Source organism: Longimicrobiaceae bacterium (assembly GCA_035696245.1).
GTDB lineage: Bacteria > Gemmatimonadota > Gemmatimonadetes > Longimicrobiales > Longimicrobiaceae > DASRQW01.
The window spans coordinates 23464-39559 of sequence record DASRQW010000386.1; the positions used below are offsets into that span (position 1 = coordinate 23464).

17 protein-coding genes and 1 pseudogene are annotated in these 16096 nt (G+C 68.6%); 11 read left to right on the forward strand and 7 right to left on the reverse strand.

Features of this window, described 5'->3' with window-relative positions:
• Positions 1–389 precede the first annotated feature (389 nt).
• A complete protein-coding gene (gene yjjX / locus VFE05_17450; GenBank protein ID HET6231865.1) occupies positions 390–950 on the reverse strand; it encodes an inosine/xanthosine triphosphatase in 561 nt (186 codons plus the stop codon).
• 421 nt (positions 951–1371) lie between these two features.
• Here yjjX and rfaE1 point away from each other — a divergent pair, with 421 nt between their 5' ends.
• The 9 genes from rfaE1 (at position 1372) to VFE05_17495 (ending at position 9790) form a co-directional block, all read left to right on the forward strand.
• A complete protein-coding gene (gene rfaE1, locus VFE05_17455; GenBank protein ID HET6231866.1) occupies positions 1372–2370 on the forward strand; it encodes a D-glycero-beta-D-manno-heptose-7-phosphate kinase in 999 nt (332 codons plus the stop codon).
• Positions 2371–2627: 257 nt separating this feature from the next.
• Positions 2628–3020: a RidA family protein gene (locus tag VFE05_17460; GenBank protein HET6231867.1), complete on the forward strand. Its 393-nt coding sequence runs from the start codon at positions 2628–2630 to the stop codon at positions 3018–3020.
• A 91-nt stretch (positions 3021–3111) separates the two neighbouring features.
• The gene (locus tag VFE05_17465) at positions 3112–4509 is read left to right on the forward strand and encodes a phosphomannomutase/phosphoglucomutase (GenBank protein HET6231868.1); all 1398 of its coding nucleotides are present in this window, start codon (positions 3112–3114) and stop codon (positions 4507–4509) included.
• A gap of 346 nt (positions 4510–4855) precedes the next feature.
• A complete protein-coding gene (locus tag VFE05_17470; protein HET6231869.1) occupies positions 4856–5806 on the forward strand; it encodes a carbamate kinase in 951 nt (316 codons plus the stop codon).
• A gap of 84 nt (positions 5807–5890) precedes the next feature.
• The gene (gene sucC / locus VFE05_17475; protein ID HET6231870.1) at positions 5891–7033 is read left to right on the forward strand and encodes an ADP-forming succinate--CoA ligase subunit beta; all 1143 of its coding nucleotides are present in this window, start codon (positions 5891–5893) and stop codon (positions 7031–7033) included.
• The gene (sucD, locus tag VFE05_17480; GenBank protein ID HET6231871.1) at positions 7030–7899 is read left to right on the forward strand and encodes a succinate--CoA ligase subunit alpha; all 870 of its coding nucleotides are present in this window, start codon (positions 7030–7032) and stop codon (positions 7897–7899) included. The genes sucC and sucD overlap by 4 nt, the downstream gene beginning before the upstream one ends.
• A gap of 44 nt (positions 7900–7943) precedes the next feature.
• On the forward strand, positions 7944–8807 hold the full coding sequence (locus VFE05_17485; GenBank protein HET6231872.1) for a CBS domain-containing protein: 864 nt from the start codon (positions 7944–7946) through the stop codon (positions 8805–8807).
• A gap of 89 nt (positions 8808–8896) precedes the next feature.
• On the forward strand, positions 8897–9313 hold the full coding sequence (gene ndk / locus VFE05_17490; protein HET6231873.1) for a nucleoside-diphosphate kinase: 417 nt from the start codon (positions 8897–8899) through the stop codon (positions 9311–9313).
• A 111-nt stretch (positions 9314–9424) separates the two neighbouring features.
• Entirely contained in the window at positions 9425–9790 is a 366-nt protein-coding gene (locus VFE05_17495; protein ID HET6231874.1) for a phage holin family protein, read from the forward strand.
• 192 nt (positions 9791–9982) lie between these two features.
• Here VFE05_17495 and VFE05_17500 read toward each other — a convergent pair whose 3' ends face one another.
• The 5 genes and pseudogenes from VFE05_17500 to VFE05_17520 form a co-directional block, all read right to left on the reverse strand.
• Positions 9983–10708 carry an alpha/beta hydrolase-fold protein gene (locus VFE05_17500; GenBank protein ID HET6231875.1) on the reverse strand — a complete coding sequence of 242 codons (726 nt, stop codon included), beginning with the start codon at positions 10706–10708 and terminating at the stop codon, positions 9983–9985.
• Positions 10709–11156: 448 nt separating this feature from the next.
• A complete protein-coding gene (locus VFE05_17505) occupies positions 11157–12317 on the reverse strand; it encodes a permease prefix domain 1-containing protein (protein ID HET6231876.1) in 1161 nt (386 codons plus the stop codon).
• 5 nt (positions 12318–12322) lie between these two features.
• Complete coding sequence (locus VFE05_17510) at positions 12323–12655, reverse strand: PadR family transcriptional regulator (GenBank protein HET6231877.1); 333 nt, start codon at positions 12653–12655, stop codon at positions 12323–12325.
• Positions 12656–12820: 165 nt separating this feature from the next.
• The gene (locus VFE05_17515; protein ID HET6231878.1) at positions 12821–13093 is read right to left on the reverse strand and encodes a hypothetical protein; all 273 of its coding nucleotides are present in this window, start codon (positions 13091–13093) and stop codon (positions 12821–12823) included.
• A pseudogene (locus VFE05_17520) lies at positions 13023–13169 on the reverse strand (transposase). The gene VFE05_17515 and the pseudogene VFE05_17520 overlap by 71 nt, the downstream one beginning before the upstream one ends.
• 233 nt (positions 13170–13402) lie before the next feature.
• Between VFE05_17520 and VFE05_17525 the strand changes: the two are divergent.
• Positions 13403–14749: an amino acid permease gene (locus tag VFE05_17525; GenBank protein HET6231879.1), complete on the forward strand. Its 1347-nt coding sequence runs from the start codon at positions 13403–13405 to the stop codon at positions 14747–14749.
• A 77-nt stretch (positions 14750–14826) separates the two neighbouring features.
• On the opposite strand, the gene VFE05_17530 is transcribed toward VFE05_17525, so the two are convergent.
• A complete protein-coding gene (locus tag VFE05_17530; GenBank protein HET6231880.1) occupies positions 14827–15417 on the reverse strand; it encodes a hypothetical protein in 591 nt (196 codons plus the stop codon).
• A gap of 314 nt (positions 15418–15731) precedes the next feature.
• Here VFE05_17530 and VFE05_17535 point away from each other — a divergent pair.
• Positions 15732–16096: hypothetical protein (locus VFE05_17535; GenBank protein HET6231881.1), on the forward strand; the 365-nt coding region annotated here is incomplete at its 3' end.

Sequence of the window (16096 nt, forward strand, 5' to 3'; positions counted from 1 at the left end):
GAAGTTCGGCTTCTTACTCCAAGCTCTCCTAGGGCCTGACGATGGTCTTGGTGAAGAGTCGTTTACCTTTCTTGTTTGTACGCCGGCTTGGCTGGATGAGCAACTTACTGATGACGGACATTTGTTTGTGCGGCACTATCTGCTTGTTAAGCGTTTCGATTGGCGAGTGATTCTGGAAGCACTGACGGAACTCTGCGTGCGGAGCGCTGGGCCCTCATGGAGCGCTGTCTCCACGATGCTCTCCCGGTATGGTCAATGGGAGTTTGAAGATTACACACCGTCAGAATGACGTCAGGATAGAATAGCCAGGTGATGAAACTTTTGGATTTGTTGGAAGTTCGAGTGAGCGCCTACTCACGCAGGAGCATGCTGGGTGCGTATCCAGAGAATCAGAACTGCCCATCGCGCATCACCGTCGCGAACGCGAAATGCACCGCTTGCAGCGTGGCGTCCCGCCGGGTGACTTGGCCGCGGGTGAGCCAGCCCATGGCGCCGTCTTTCTTCGCGATTCCGGGGATGCCGGAGAGCTCCTCGACGACCGCGCTTAGCTCGCGGCCGGCGCGGACCTGGTCGGCGATGGGGTCGGGGAGCTGGAAGCGGGCGGCGGAGGCGAGACCCGTGCGCCCCTCGCGGTCCACGACGGCGACCCAGGTGACGCCGAACCAGATCCCTCCCACGTTCGCGATCCCTCCCTCGATGCCCACGCCGTAGTCGCCGCCCGCCGCGATCAGCGCGTTGCGGGCGCGGTTCAGTGCGCCAGTCAGCGTCTCTTCCTCGCTCAGCGGCTGGTCGGCGACCTCGCTCGGGACGCTGGCGGCGACGACCACGCTGCCGCGGAAGAGCAGGCGCGTGGCCACGCGCACCGGCTCCAGCTTCGCCGGGTTCGTACTCCCCACGACGATGCGGATCGCGGGGCGGCTGTGCTGCGGTCCGGCGTTGCTGCGCGGCATCGAATCGGCTTCGTGGGTGGATTGGGTGAGCGGGGTCGTCGTTCGCCGTGCATCTGCCGAACGCCGCTTCTGCCGGGAGAGGCGTGTAGCTCGGCCGCACGCAGCGAATCTGCCGAGAGTTGCGCATCCGCGGAGATGCGTCGGCCGATGAAGCGCATCTTCGGGACGATGTGCATCTACCGAGTGCATCCATCTTCCGGATGATGCGCATCTACCCGGCCGTGCATCTCCCCGAATGCGGGCACGGACGGGGCGGAGTATACGGTCCTTGCGACCCGGCGGGAAAGTCGCGGCGGCCTCCTCTACGGTGTCGGAGTGGGATGCCACCGGCTTTACACGTGTGATGCAGACTGCTACATTGGCGGCCCTTTTCCCGGGGCGTGAACGGCCGGGACACGCACACACCCGGTCCCCACGCTGGATGCACGGCCTGACGCGCGAACGACTCGACGAGATCCTGGAGCGGGCCCGCACGCTGCGAATCGCGGTGGTGGGCGACCTGATGCTCGACGTGTACCTCGTGGGCTCGGTGACGCGCATCTCGCCCGAGGCGCCGGTGCCGGTGGTGCAGGTCACCGAGGAGCGCGTGGCGCTGGGGGGCGCGGCGAACGTGGCCGCCAACGTGGTGACGCTGGGCGCCGAGTGCGACCTGATCGGCTACGTGGGCGCGGACGACGCGGGCGCGCGCATCCGCCACGCCCTGTCGCGCCTGCGTGGCGGCACGGTGCACCCGCGCCTGGTGGAGCGCGACGACCGGCCCACGACCACGAAGACGCGGGTGATGGCGCGGCACCAGCAGGTCGTGCGCTTCGACCGCGAGCGCGACGACGACCTGGACGAGGGCTGCGTGGGCGAGCTGTGCGAGGTGATCGCCGCGTCGGTCGCCGCGGCGGACGCGCTGGTGCTGGAGGACTACAACAAGGGCGTGCTGTCGCCCACGGTGATCCGCGCCGCCATCGACGCCGCGGCGCGCGCCGGCATCCCCGTGGTGGTGGACCCGAAGTTCCGCCACTTCTTCGACTATGGCGGCGCGACGGTGTTCAAGCCGAACGCGGTGGAGCTGGGGAACGCGCTGGGCACCGCGGTGCAGCCGCAGGACGATGCGTGGCTGGAAGATGCGCGCAACCAGGTGGGCGCCGCGTACCTGCTGCTCACGCTGGGCGAGCACGGCATGGCGCTGCGCTGCGACGACGGGACCACGCTGCGCGTGCCCACGGTGGCGCGCGAGGTCTACGACGTGTCCGGCGCGGGCGACACGGTGACGGCGTTCCTGGCGGTCGCGCTCGCGGCGGGCGCATCGGTGCGCGAGGCGGCCGTGCTGGCGAACCTCGCCGCGGGCATCGAGGTGGGGAAGCCCGGCGTCGCCGTCGTCACCCCGGACGAGGTGCGGCAGATGCTGGAGCGGACGGCAGGCGCCTGATCGTTCGCGATACGCGCATCGCCCGGTAGGGTCGCACCTGTGTGTACGACCGTCTTTCCGTGGCGACATCGCGTCGGGATTGGGCATTGGTGCATTCCGAGGCGCGGGCGGACACGCAGGTCCGCACCCTACCGGTCGGACGCGATTTCGCGGTTCTGCGGGGGGTGAGGCTCTCGCGGTTTCGGTAGATGTGGGATGATGGGCGGCTGGCGGGATCGGCGGCTCGGTGGATGACACGCAAACAGCAAGGAGCGGAGATGGCTTCTCTTCAGAAGATCCAGACGGCCGGCGCGCCGGCGGCGATCGGGCCGTACAGCCAGGCGATCACGCACGGCGGCCTCGTGTTCACGGCGGGCCAGATCCCGCTGGACCCGGAGTCGATGCAGATCGTGGAGGGCGACGTGGCCGCGCAGACCGAGCGCGTGATGCTGAACCTCCAGGCCGTGCTCCAGGAAGCCGGCGCGGACCTCTCGTCGGTGGTGAAGACGACGGTGTTCCTGAAGGACATGAACGACTTCGCGGCCATGAACGAGGTGTACGGCCGCCACTTCGGCGATCACGCCCCGGCGCGCTCCACCGTGCAGGCCGCGCGTCTCCCGCGCGATGCGTCGGTGGAGATCGAGTGTATCGCCGCGCTGCTGGACCGCTAGACATCCAAACGCCAGGCCCGCCCGCCCCGCATCTTCCCCGATGCCGGGCGGCGCGTGCTTTTCCCGAGCCGAACGCGAGACCGAGGTACGCATGCTGAATCCGCACATCTTCCGGCAGTACGACATCCGCGGCGTGGTGGGCCCCGACGTGACGGCCGAGGTGGCCGAGGGCATCGGGCGCGCCTTCGCCACGCTCGCCATCCGCCGGCTGGGCAAGAAGGACGTGCGCCTGGCGCTGGGCCGCGACAACCGCCTCACGTCGAACGAGCTGGCGGACGGTGTGGCGCGCGGGATGATGGCGGCCGGGGCGCGGATTTTCGACGTCGGCACCGTGCCCACGCCGGCGCACAGCTTCTCCATGTACTACCTGGGCCTGGACGGCGGCCTGCAGGTCACCGGCTCGCACAACCCGCCGCAGTACAACGGCTTCAAGATGACGCTGGCCGGCCGCTCCATCTACGGAGACGCCATCCAGCAGATCCGCCGGATGATCGAGGAGAGCGACTTCGAGATGGGCGAGGGCCGCGGCAGCCGCGAGAACCACGAGATCCTGCGAGACTACGCCCGCGAGGTCGCGGCCAAGTTCACCATCGAGCGCCCCGTGAAGGTCGTCGTGGACTGCGGCAACGGCAGCGGCAGCCTCGTCGCCGAGGAGATGCTGTCCGCGCTCGGCCCCAACGTCACCGTGATCCCGCTCTTCTGCGAGTCCGACGGCACGTTCCCGAACCACCATCCGGACCCGGTGGTCGACAAGAACCTGGTCGACATCATCGCCAAGGTGAAGGAGACGGGCGCCGACCTGGGCGTGGCGTTCGACGGCGACGCGGACCGCATCGGCGCCATCGACGACAAGGGCGAGATCGTGCGCGGCGACACGCTGCTGCTGCTGTACGGCCTGGACCTGATCCAGCGCCGCGGCCCTGGCCAGGCGGTGGTGTTCGACGTGAAGTGCTCGCAACTGCTGCCGGACGAGCTGGAGGCGGCGGGCGGGCGGCCCATCATGTCGCAGACGGGCCACTCGCTCATCAAGGAGCGGATGAAGCAGGAGCACTCGCTCCTCTCCGGCGAGCTCTCCGGCCACATCATGTTCGGCGACGACTACTACGGCTTCGACGACGCGCTGTACGGCGCCTGCCTGCTCATCGACATCGTTGCCCGCATGGGCCGCCCGCTCAGCGAGCGTCTGGCGGAGTTCCCCAAGTACGTCTCGACGTCGGAGATCCGCTACGTCTCGTCGGAAGAGGAGAAGTGGAACGTGGTCGCCCGCGCCACCGAGCACTTCCGCAAGGACCACGAGGTGATCGACGTGGACGGCGCCCGCGTGAAGTTCGGCGACGGCTGGGGCCTGATCCGCGCCAGCAACACCGAGCCCGTGCTCGTCGCCCGCTACGAGGCGCGCACGCCGGAGCGCCTGGCCGAGATCCAGGGCGAGATGGAGCAGTGGCTGGCGAACGACGGCGTGAACGTCGCCGCACCCACCACGCACTGAGTCCGTGCACCGAAAGATCCCGCGTCCGCGCGGGATCTTTCGCGTTTTCGGTGGATGTGGATGCGGGAGATGCCGATCTGATGCGTCGCTCCTGACGGGCGACTGAAGTCGCGGCAACGACTGCGCAAAGTCCGCCTTCGCGGACTAACCCCGAAGCTCCTGTCGCATCGAAAGTTCGGATGCGGGGATGCTCCACCAACCCTCTCCCGCTTGCGGGGGAGGGTGCGAGCCTAAGCGAGCGGGAGGGGGCGTTCCCGCGGCCCGCGCTTCGCAGTATCTCCCGCCGGCACTTTCGCTTGCCGCCCGGTGGGGGGCGGCTTATCATTTCGCGCGCAACGGGGGGAGCTTGGCGGACCGTACGATCGTGGTGGCGCTGGGGGGCAACGCGCTGGCGCAGCCGGGCGAGGAAGGCACCATCACCGAGCAGTTCCGCCACACGCGCGAGAGCCTTGGCGCGGTGGTGGAGCTCGCGCGCGAGGGCTGGCGAATCGCCATCGTGCACGGCAACGGGCCGCAGGTGGGCAACGAGCTGGTGCGCAACGAGATGTCGCGCCACCTCGTGCCCCCGCTCCCTCTCGGCGTGCTCGTCGCCGCGACCGAAGGCTGGATCGGATACATGATCCAGCAGTCGCTCGAGAACGCGCTCTGGCGGGGCGGCGTGGACCGCCAGGTCGTGACCATCGTCACGCAGGTGCAGGTGGACCCGGCCGACCCGGAGCTCCAGCGCCCGTCCAAGCCCATCGGCCGCACGGTCGACGAAGCGACGGCCCGGCAGCTCGCGAGCGAGATGGGCGGCGACGTGATGCGGGTGAAGGGCGGCTGGCGGCGCGTCGTCCCGTCCCCGCGCCCCCTCGCCATCGTCGAGCGCCCCATGATCCGCTCGCTCGTGGAGCAGGGCCACCTCGTCATCGCGGCCGGCGGCGGGGGAACGCCCGTCTACCGCCACGCCACGCTGGGGCTGGAGGGCATCGACGCGGTGATTGACAAGGACCGCGCGGCCGCCATCCTCGCCCGCGACATCGGCGCGGAAGAGCTGGTGATCCTCACCGACGTGGACGCGGTCTACCTCGACTACGGCGAGCCGACGCAGCGCGCGATCCGCCGGCTCACGGTGTCGCAGGCCGTGCAGCTGCTGGACGATGGAGAGATGGGGTCCGGCAGCATGGGGCCCAAGGTGGAGGCCGCCGCCACGTTCGTTCGTGGCGGGGGCCGGCGCGCCGTGATCGCGCGGCTGGACCAGGGCCGCGAGGCCGTGGCGGGACGGGCAGGAACCGAGATCGTGCCCGACGAGGCGTAGGTCCTCCGCGGGCGCGGGCGGGCACGGCGAGCTGCCGGGCCGCGCCCGCATTCTTCGCAACTCGAACGCAGCGTGGCGAGCCGAATGAACATACACGAATACCAGGCGAAGGAGCTTCTCGCCGCCGAAGGGGTGCCCATCCCCATGGGCGAGGTCGCCACCACGCCCGAGCAGGCCGAGGAGATCGCGCGCCGCCTGGGCGGCGCCGTGGTCGTCAAGGCGCAGGTGCACGCGGGCGGCCGCGGCAAGGCCGGCGGCGTCAAGCTGGCCAAGACGCCCGAGGAGGCCAGGGAGAAGGCCGCGGGCATCCTGGGGATGAAGATCAAGGGCCTCACGGTTGAGCGCGTGCTCATCGCCCCGGCGGCCGACATCGCCAGCGAGGCGTACGTGGGCGTGATCATGGACCGCGCCAGCCACGCGCCCGTCTTCATGGTCAGCGCCGCGGGCGGCATCGACATCGAGGAGGTGGCGGTCACCAACCCCGAGGCCATCCGCAAGCTGGCGGTGGACACGCGCTACGGGCTGCTGCCGCACCAGGCCTACCTGCTCGCCACCGAGCTGTACAAGGACGCCAAGCAGCAGCGCGCCGCGGCCAAGATCCTCCAGCAGCTCTACACCGCCTTCGTGAAGGCGGGCGCGTCGCTGGCCGAGATCAACCCGCTGGTCACCACGCCCGAGGGCGAGGTGCAGGCGCTGGACGCCAAGTTCAACATCGACGACAACGAGCTCTTCCGCCATCCGAACATCGAGGCCCTGCGCGACGAGGCGAGCGAAGAGCCGGCCGAGGTGGAGGCGCGGAGGGCGAACCTGACGTTCATCAAGCTCGACGGCAACGTGGGATGCGTGGTCAACGGCGCCGGGCTGGCCATGGCGACCATGGACCTGGTGAAGTACTACGGCGGCGACCCGGCCAACTTCCTGGACATCGGCGGCTCGTCGAACCCGCAGAAGGTGGTGGACGCGCTGCGCATCATCACCAGCGATCCGCAGGTCAAGGTCATCCTCTTCAACATCTTCGGCGGCATCACGCGCACCGACGACGTGGCCAACGGCATCGTCACCGCCACGCAGCAGAACCCCATCTCCGTGCCCATCGTGATCCGCCTGACGGGCACGAACGAGGAGATCGCGGTCAAGATCCTGGAGGAGGCGGGCTTCACCGCGCTCACGGACATGGACGAGGCCGTGAAGCGGGCCGTCGAACTCGCAACGGGAGAGGGCAAGTGAGCATCTTCATCGACAAGAGCACGAAGCTGGTCGTGCAGGGCATCACCGGCCGCGACGGCTCTTTCCACACGAAGCAGATGCTGGAGTACGGCACCGACGTGGTGGCCGGAGTCACTCCGGGCAAGGGCGGGCAGATGTTCGAGGGCCGCGTGCCCATCTTCAACACCGTCGAGGAGGCGGTGAAGGAGACCGGCGCCAACTCGTCCGTCATCTACGTGCCGCCCCCCTTCGCGGCCGACGCGATGCTGGAGGCGGCGGACGCGGGCGTGGGCTTCATCGTCTGCATCACCGAGGGCGTGCCGGTGCTGGACATGACCCGCGTGCGGCCCTACGTCCAGGAGAAGGGCGCGCGCCTGCTCGGCCCCAACTGCCCCGGCCTGCTTTCCGCCGGCAAGAGCAAGGTGGGCATCATCCCCGGCCACATCACGCAGCCCGGCCCGGTGGGCCTGGTGTCGAAGTCCGGCACGCTGACGTACGAGGTCGTCTTCAAGCTCAAAGCCGCCGGCATCGGGACGACGACGTGCGTGGGCATCGGCGGCGACCCCATCAACGGGACCAGCTTCATCGACTGCCTGGCGGCGTTCGAGGCGGACCCGGAGACGAAGGCGATCGTGATGCTGGGCGAGATCGGCGGGACGGACGAGCAGGAGGCGGCGGCGTACATCAAGGCCAACGTCAAGAAGCCCGTCGTAGGCTTCATCGCCGGCCAGACGGCGCCTCCGGGGCGGCGGATGGGCCACGCGGGTGCCATCATCTCGGGCTCGGCGGGCACGGCGGAGGAGAAGATCCAGGCCTTCCGCGACAACGGCATCGCCGACGCCAAGCGGCCGCTCGACGTGGTCGCGCTGATCCAGGCGGTCCTCTGAGCGAGGGAAGGTCCGGGGGAGGCCGCGAGGTGCGGCTCACGGAGGTGCTCCGCGCAGAGCACGTCGTGGCCCCCCTGGATGCGGTGACGGTGCACGAGGCCGTGGTCCAGCTCGCGCGCACCCTGGTGGCGACCGGGGCCGTCCCGCACGCGGAGAAGCTGGCCAAGCTCTTCGCCGAGACCCGCGTGCGCGACACCATCCACATCGGCACGCGGGTGCTGCTGCCGCACCTGCGCACCGACGCGGTGGACGGGCTGGTGGTCGCCATAGGCGTGGCGCCGCGCCCGCTGCGCAGCGTAAGCGCAGACATGGACGGATCGGCGCAGGTGGTGGCGCTGGTGCTGGCCCCGCCCTCCGCGGCGGGCCTGTACCTCCAGACGGTCGCGGCGCTGGCCGGCGCGCTGCGGCAGGACGCGACCGTCGACCGGCTCGTCGCCGCCCGGAATGCGGCGGAGGTGCTGGCCGTGCCGGAGATCCGCGGGATCACCATCCAGCCGCGGCTCACGGTGCGCGACGTGATGAGCCAGCGCGTCTACCGCGTGAGCCCGGACGCGCCGGTGAGCGAGGCGCTGGACCTCATCAGCCAGCACAGGCTGCGCGCGGTGCCGGTGGTGAGCGAGGACCGCGAGGTGCTGGGGATGGTGAGCGACCGCGACCTGCTGAAGTTCCTCCTCCCGGGCGTGCTGAAGACGGGCGAGGGGACCGACGCCGGCGGGTCGCTGCGCGAGGTGCGCGTGCGCGACGTGATGACGCGCTCGGTGATCTGCGTGTCCGAAGACCAGGCGCTGGCCGAGGTCGCCTCGCTGATGGTGGGGAAGGACCTGGAGCGCCTGCCGGTGACCAGCGAGGGGAAGCTGACCGGCTTCCTCACCCGCGGGGACATCATCCGCAAGATGTACGGCCCGTGACGGGCCGCGGACGGCTTCCGGCGGACGCCGTCCATCGAGGTATCGGGATCGACCGAACGAACCACATCTACCGAATAGAGAGAGACGCCATGTCGCGCACCTTCGCCATGATCAAGCCCGACGCCGTGCAGGGCGGCACCGCCGGCAAGATCATCGCCCACGTCCAGCAGGCCGGCTTCAAGATCCTGGGCATGAAGCTCACCCAGATCAGCATGCCGCAGGCGCAGAAGTTCTACGAGGTGCACGCCCAGCGCCCGTTCTACGGCGAGCTCACCGAGTTCATGTCCAGCGGCCCCAGCATCGTGATGGCGCTGGAGGCGGACAACGCCGTGACGCTGTGGCGCGACACCATCGGCGCCACCGACCCGGCCGAGGCGGCCGAGGGCACTATCCGCAAGCTGTACGCGGAGAGCAAGGGCAAGAACGCCGTGCACGGCTCGGATAGCGACGAGAATGCGGAGATCGAGATCGCCTTCTTCTTCGCGGGCACCGAGCTGGTCGGCTAGACTCGGCGCGAAACCGGGCCACGCGCCCGGACGTAGGCTCCGGGGCGGCGGACGACTCAGGTCGCCGCCGCCCCGCATCTTTATCCCTTCCCCCGAGCCGCAGAGGCAGTCGTGAACCTCCTTCTACGCTGGGTGGCCGCCGCGGCCGCCGTGTGGGCCGCCACGCACTTCGTGCCCGGCATCCACGTGCAGGGCGGCATCCAGGCGCTCTTCGTGGTGGCCGCCATCATCGGCCTGGTCAACGCCATCGTGCGCCCGATCCTGAAGGCGATGGCGTGCGGGCTCATCGTCCTCACGCTGGGCCTCTTCCTGCTGGTGGTGAACGCGGTGATGCTGTACGTCGCCAGCTTCATCGCCGGGCGCCTGGGCTACGTCTTCACCATCGACAGCTTCAAGGCCGCCGTGATCGGCTCCATCGTCATCAGCGTCGTGAGCTGGGTCCTCTCCCTGGTCCTCACTGACAGCAACGACGACTGACCGAGTCCGCTTCGCCCTGTCCGCATCGACCTACGAGTGTGGGACGTAGATGCGGTGCCGGCGTGGCGGGAGGAGCGAGAGATCGACGGTGGATGCGGCGCTACGCCAACAGCATGGCGTGCGTGGGGTGTGGAAGAAGGAACCGGCTCATCCGATCGGTGGGCCGCGTGATGCGCACGCAGGCACACGGTCTCAGTTGAGCAGAAATTCCGCCAAGGAAGGCACATCCACTGCGCAGTGACCACCGTAGAGCGGATGCCACTCCGTTCGCACGCCCCGCCGCCGTGCGATGCTGGCCAGCCGCTGTGTGCCTTCGTAGTTGCCGTAGGCGTCATACAGTCCGCAGGAGAGATACAGTGCTGGATAGTCCGGCTCCGCCCGCTCCACCAGATTCAGGGGCGAGATACGGCGCCACTCCCCGTCGTCCGCCGCGAACTTTCTTGCCATGAGCCAGATTCCCAGGACGATCTTCGGCTGCGCCCCCGTGCGCTCCATCGCTGCCCGTATCGTGGACAGGGACGCGAAGGGTGAAACTACGTACACTCCTGGACACAGCGCTGCCACCTTGGCGAACCTGGACGGGTAGGAGAGACCCGCAACGAGTACGTTGAGTCCTCCCATGGACTCACCCAGCAGGATCCGACGTCGAGGACGGCCCACCTTGGCCTCGATCTCCGGCAGACGCCCCATGAAGTCCTCGAGCAGACCACTTTCCGGTTGTCTGCCCTTGGGTGTCAGAAGCCAGGTCGGCCCATAGCTTACGGTGACGACCGTAGGCGGCACGGTTCCGGAACTCTGCCATTGCGCCTGTAGCATGGCCGTGATGTATGTGTTGTCGTTCCAGATCCGCTCGTCCAGGTTGCGCCCATGGAGGTGATAGACAACATCCCCATTCGTGCCTGCGGCGTCCCTGTACACACAATAGCGCACTGGCCCTGACCTATCACACCGCTGCACCGCCGGGCGGAAGGACACGGCTTGATTCCCCCGTACTCGGTTGACTTCCGTCCAGCCATAGCGGAGCAAGCCAATTCCAAGGAGAGCCAGCAGCCAATACCGATGTCGGCTTACAAAGAGAATCAAGAGGCACCGCCGCTATAGGACGTAGGACGTTGATCGTGTGCAGCCGAGCTTCGGCGAGCGCGGTTCACTTCGAGATCGGAAACCGGGTTGGGCGCACGCCAAAGGCGTGGGCTCCCCCTGCATATAGATGCATCTCGAAGGGCACCTTGTCTTCGCGTAACGCGGCGATTGGGACGGCACGGGGGCAACTCCTCCCGCGGGAGATTTGCCAGCCACATCGTGGTTCGCCGGAGCATGGAAGGGGGAGGGCGAAAGTGGCTCGCTCCGTCTCTTTTCCATTTTCTCACGCGATTGCGATCCGGAGATCGAGGACCGTTCCGCTCTCCGCGCGCTGCTCATCCCCCACTCGTTTCTGCACGACGGCGACCGATCGCACCTGGCCGGGCAGGAACGCCAAGCTGAGCAGGTAACCCAGCACCGCGCTTCCGCCATAGCCGACGAGCGGCGTGGGATAGTTTCCGAGCGCAGCGGCCAGCACGACCGCGAGCCACACCATCCCGAACACGCTGCACGAATCGCCGTTCCGTGAATCGAGTTTCCGTCCCGGGATCGCGGGGACGGCGAGCAGCAGCGCACCGCCGACCACCGCCAACCCCGCCAGGGGATGGACCTCGAACGCGGTGCGGAGGATCCGGTCCACGTACGGCACGGCCGGCAGCGTGTCCGGCCGAAGCAGCGTCACCGCGAAGCCGACCGCCGCGATCGCGAGTGCGGACACGACCCATCGGTCCGGCCGACGCACCGCGAGCACGGCCAGCGCGGCGGCGAGCACACCCGCCATTGCGCGGTCGGGCTGAAGCGCCAGCGCCACCGCGCCCAGGATCACGCCCAGCGCGGACAGGGTGTCGCGCTGCCGCGCAAACGCGACCAGCATCGCGGGAAGGAGGATTAGGCTGAGCTGCACGGCGAGGCCACCGACCCGGACCCAGCGGGAGGCACCCTCGACGGAAACCCCGAAGAGCGTCGCCGCGAGCAGGGCCCCGCCGAAAGCGAGCGTCACCCCACCCGGAAGGCGCGGGGCCTGCCCCGACGAGAAGCGCAGAACGCCGAAGAACGCGAGCCCCAGCACCAGAGCAAGCCCATTGACGACCAGATAACGCCGCGGCGCCCCCGCTGCGGCCATGTACGCCAGCCCCAGCCCGGTGGCGGCGATCGCGCACGCCACTCCGACCGCTCGCGGGTTCTCACGGAGGTCGTGGAACCACGATCCGAGCGCCCCGGTCCCGCGCGCGCGTCGGCTCGCTTCCTTGATGCTGTCGAGGTGCCCGAACTCGGCGCGTGCGCGCAGCATCGCGTCCTCGCGCGAGAGCCCCGCGCGCTCGTGTCGCTCGGCCTCGCGCTCCAGGTGGAAGCTCAGCTCCTCGTCGAGCTCGCGCTCGAGGGCGTCGCGGTCGAACAGCGCGCGCATTCGGAAGCGCACAACACTCCAGATCTCGCTCAGCATCGCGGTCACCCGATCTTGAGCACCAGCGACACGGCCCGCGTGAGCCGCGCCCAGGCGTCGGCCTCCACGTCGAGCTGCTTGCGGCCGGCGCGTGTCAGTTCGTAGAACTTGGCTCTGCGGTTGTTTTCCGAGGTGCCCCACTCGGCCTGGATCCAGCCACGCCGCTCCAGGCGGTGCAGGGCGGGATACAGCGAGCCCTGAGGCACCTGCAGCACTTCGTGCGACACCTGCCGGATGCGCTCGGAGATCGCCCAGCCGTGCATGGGCTGGGCAGAGAGGGCCTTCAGGATGAGCAGGTCGAGCGTGCCCTGGGGCAGGTCGAGACGGTCGTCGGTCATGGCAGTCCTTGTGTGGTCGGCTAAGGATACGCCGTCTCGTGTAGAAGCGCAAGGGGAGTGGTCTGTGGCTCACGTCGCGTGCCGTGGTGCCGGACAGGCGCGACCACACGCAGCAGCGCACGCATGCAAGCGTGTTTGCTTCTGTCTATCCTGCCGGGGTGAGGTTCAGGTGACGCGCCGCGGCAGGATCTGGAAGCCGGACTTCTGCAGGGCGGCGACGATGCGCTCGCGGCCTTCTTTGACGCCCCGTGCGGAAGCCCGACGATGCCAAAAGGAGGAGGGGAGGCCCTGCGCGACATCGGCCTCCACGGTGATCAGGTAGGCGTCACAGCGCAGGGCGGCAGGTTGGTCAACATCAGCGCCCCTGGGCTCCGGTTCGAAGAATCCAACGTACCCCGTTGAAGACCTCAAGCGTGCTGTGCTCCCGCTGAAGAGCATCTTCCCTCATCAGAGTCAAGGATGGCGCGACAAACGCCCACTCCTCGTCCGAGACATCCGTCGTGTACGGCTTTCGATCCTGTGGTGCATGGGCCCATACTACCGCCCACCAAGCACTTCAGTTCATAACAGGCTCTAGGTGGGTGCCGTACAGACGAGGCCGAATCTCCCGTGCGAGGTTCGGCCTCTCCGCTGGGGGGCGGTATGGGGAAACGCGCGATTGCGCGGAGTGGCGCATTCGTCTACCATTCCGGCGCGCAGGAACATCCGCGTGCACCGTCCTCCTCCCGCCATCGCGAACCCCTCCGCATGTCTTCGAACCTGGAACGCACGCTCGGGCTGCGGGACCTCGTCCTGCTGGTGATCGGGTCGGTGATCGGCTCGGGCATCTTCCTGGTGCCGGGCATCGTGCTCAAGCAGACAGGCGGGTACGTGGGGCCCATGATGATCGTGTGGGCGGTCGCGGGCGTGCTCTCGCTGCTGGGCGCGCTCACCTACGGCGAGCTCGCGGCCATGTACCCGAAGGCGGGCGGCCTGTACGTGTACGTGCGCGACGCCTTCGGGCCGCTGCCCGCGTTCCTGCTGGGGTGGACGCTCTTCTTCGTGATCGGCACGGGCGCGGTGGCCACGCTGTCCGTCGCCTTCGCCACGTACCTGGACCACCTCGTCCCGCTTTCGCCCTTCGCGCGGCGCATCGTGCCGCCGCTGATGATCGCCGTGCTGGCGGCGGTCAACGTCCGCGGCGCGCGCAGCAGCGCCAGTGTGCAGAACTTCTCCACCGCGGTGAAGACGACCGCCATCGTGGCGATGGGCGTGCTGCTGGTCGTATTCGGGAAGGGCCTGGGCCACGGCGCAGCGCTTTGGCCCGAGAAGATGACGGGGTCGATGCTGTCCGGCCTGGGCCTCGCCGTCGTGGGTGTGCTGTGGGCGTACGAGGGATGGCAGTTCGTGACCTTCGCGGCGGGCGAGGTGGTGGATCCGGGGCGGACCTTCCCGCGCGGCATCTTCCTGGGCACGCTGGGCGTCACGCTCATCTACCTGCTCGCCAACCTGGGCTACGCGGCCGCGCTGGGCCCCGCGCGCATGGCGAAGTCCACCAGCATCTCGGCAGATGCCGTCGGCGCGCTCTTCGGCCCCACGGCCGAGAAGCTGATCGCCGCCGCCATCCTGGTCGCCATCTTCAGCTGCGCCAACGCGCTGACGTTCACGTCGCCGCGGGTGTTCTTCGCCATGGCGCGCGACGGGGTCTTCTTCCGCCGACTGGCGGAGGTGCACCCGCGATACGGAAGCCCGGCCTTCGCCATCCTCGCCGGCTCCGCGTGGGCCATGCTGCTCACGGTCACGGGCACGTTCGAGCAGCTGCTGACGTACGTGGTCTTCGCCGGCTGGATCTTCTACGCGCTGGGCGCGATGAGCATCTTCGTGTTCCGCCGCCGCCTGCCCGACGCGCACCGGCCGTTCCGCGTGCCCGGCTATCCGCTCACGCCGGTCGCCTTCGTGCTCGCGTCGGCCGCCATCGTGCTGAACACGCTGATCACGCAACCGAAAGAAGCCGCTATCGGCCTCGCCGTCGTCCTCGCCGGCACGCCCGCCTTCTACCTCTGGCGCGCCCGCAGCCGCCGCCACCGCGTCGTCGAAACCGTGACCGACGGCTGATCGAAGCGCCGGAAAACACGACGGCCCTCCCGCAGAAGCTGGAGGGCCTTCTCGCTACCGTCGATCTAGACCGAACCTCAGGAGCAGGTCACCTGTGCGTTTCGGATCTGGACCGCTTTGCGTGTGAACACGGAGAAGCGGTTGGACACCACCAGATGGTAGGAGCCGGGACTGGGAAGAACGACATGAAGCGAAACGGCCGAGGTGCGCGTTTCGCTGAAGTACGCGCGCCCCTGGCTGCCGTTCCGCCAGTTGGTGAATCCGTCGTCGTCCAGCACCATCACGTCCACATCGCGCCGGCCGCCGGCCAATCCGACGATCCGGCCCTCGAGCGTGCAAGTCCGCGGATCCGAGAGTTTGAAGTCGAAGTATTCCGCATGGCCTGCTCTGATCTCCACCGCGCTGGTGTCCACAATGGATACCAGTGCGGGTGGGGGAGCCATTGGTGGAAGAAGCTCGGTCACCCCGGCTTTCCCCCGGCTTCCGCTGGTTTGGTTCACATACGCGAAGACGCTCATCGCGATACCGCCGGCAATAATGAGCCCTGCCACCCATGCGGGGCCGCTGCTCTCCCTCTCCGGCGGAGCTACGACCTGCGAGCGATTGCAGAAGCGGCAGATGACAGCTGCATCCTGGATCTCCTCTGCACAGTAACGGCAGTGCTTCATGAACGTGCTCTGGTTGTGAGGTGGACGACCGAATCGGGAGATGACGGGCAGAGGAACGGCGGACCGGATACGGCGGTGCGGCAGCGGGCTTGAGGAGAGCCCGGGCGAGGCCGCGGCACATCATCGCATGTTTACGGCAGACCCGCAAGGCTGCGTACGCCGGGCTCGTCCGGCCGGTGGTTTCTGCCCGCTCCGGCCGGATACTTGCCGGTCATGGCGTGCGGGCCAACGAGCGCGCGGCGACAGGTGTATACATGGGGCTAGCCCGGCACCGCCGGTACGCGCGAACGACCGAAATCCAACGGAGGCATGCTGTGACGATCAAGAGACTTGCGTGGGGGCTGGGCCTCCTCGCGCTGGGTGCGTGCTCGTCCGCGCCCGCTTCGGCGCCCGCGCCCGCGAACGGGCCTGCGGGTTCGCGCACGGGCATGGGCGGCGGGTTCGAGGGGCCGGGGCAGACGCCGGTGGTGTTCGGGCTGCTGGGCCAGCGCGAGCGCCTGAACCTCAGCTCCGCCCAGGTGACGGCGCTGGACTCCATCGGCGAGGACCTGCGCGTGCGCAACAGCTCGCTGATGACGCACCTGCGCGAGCTTCGCGACTCGGTGGGCGGCGGCGACCGCATGAACGACCGTGAGCGCACGGCCTACGCGGAGCGCAGCCGCCCCACGCTGGAGCAGCT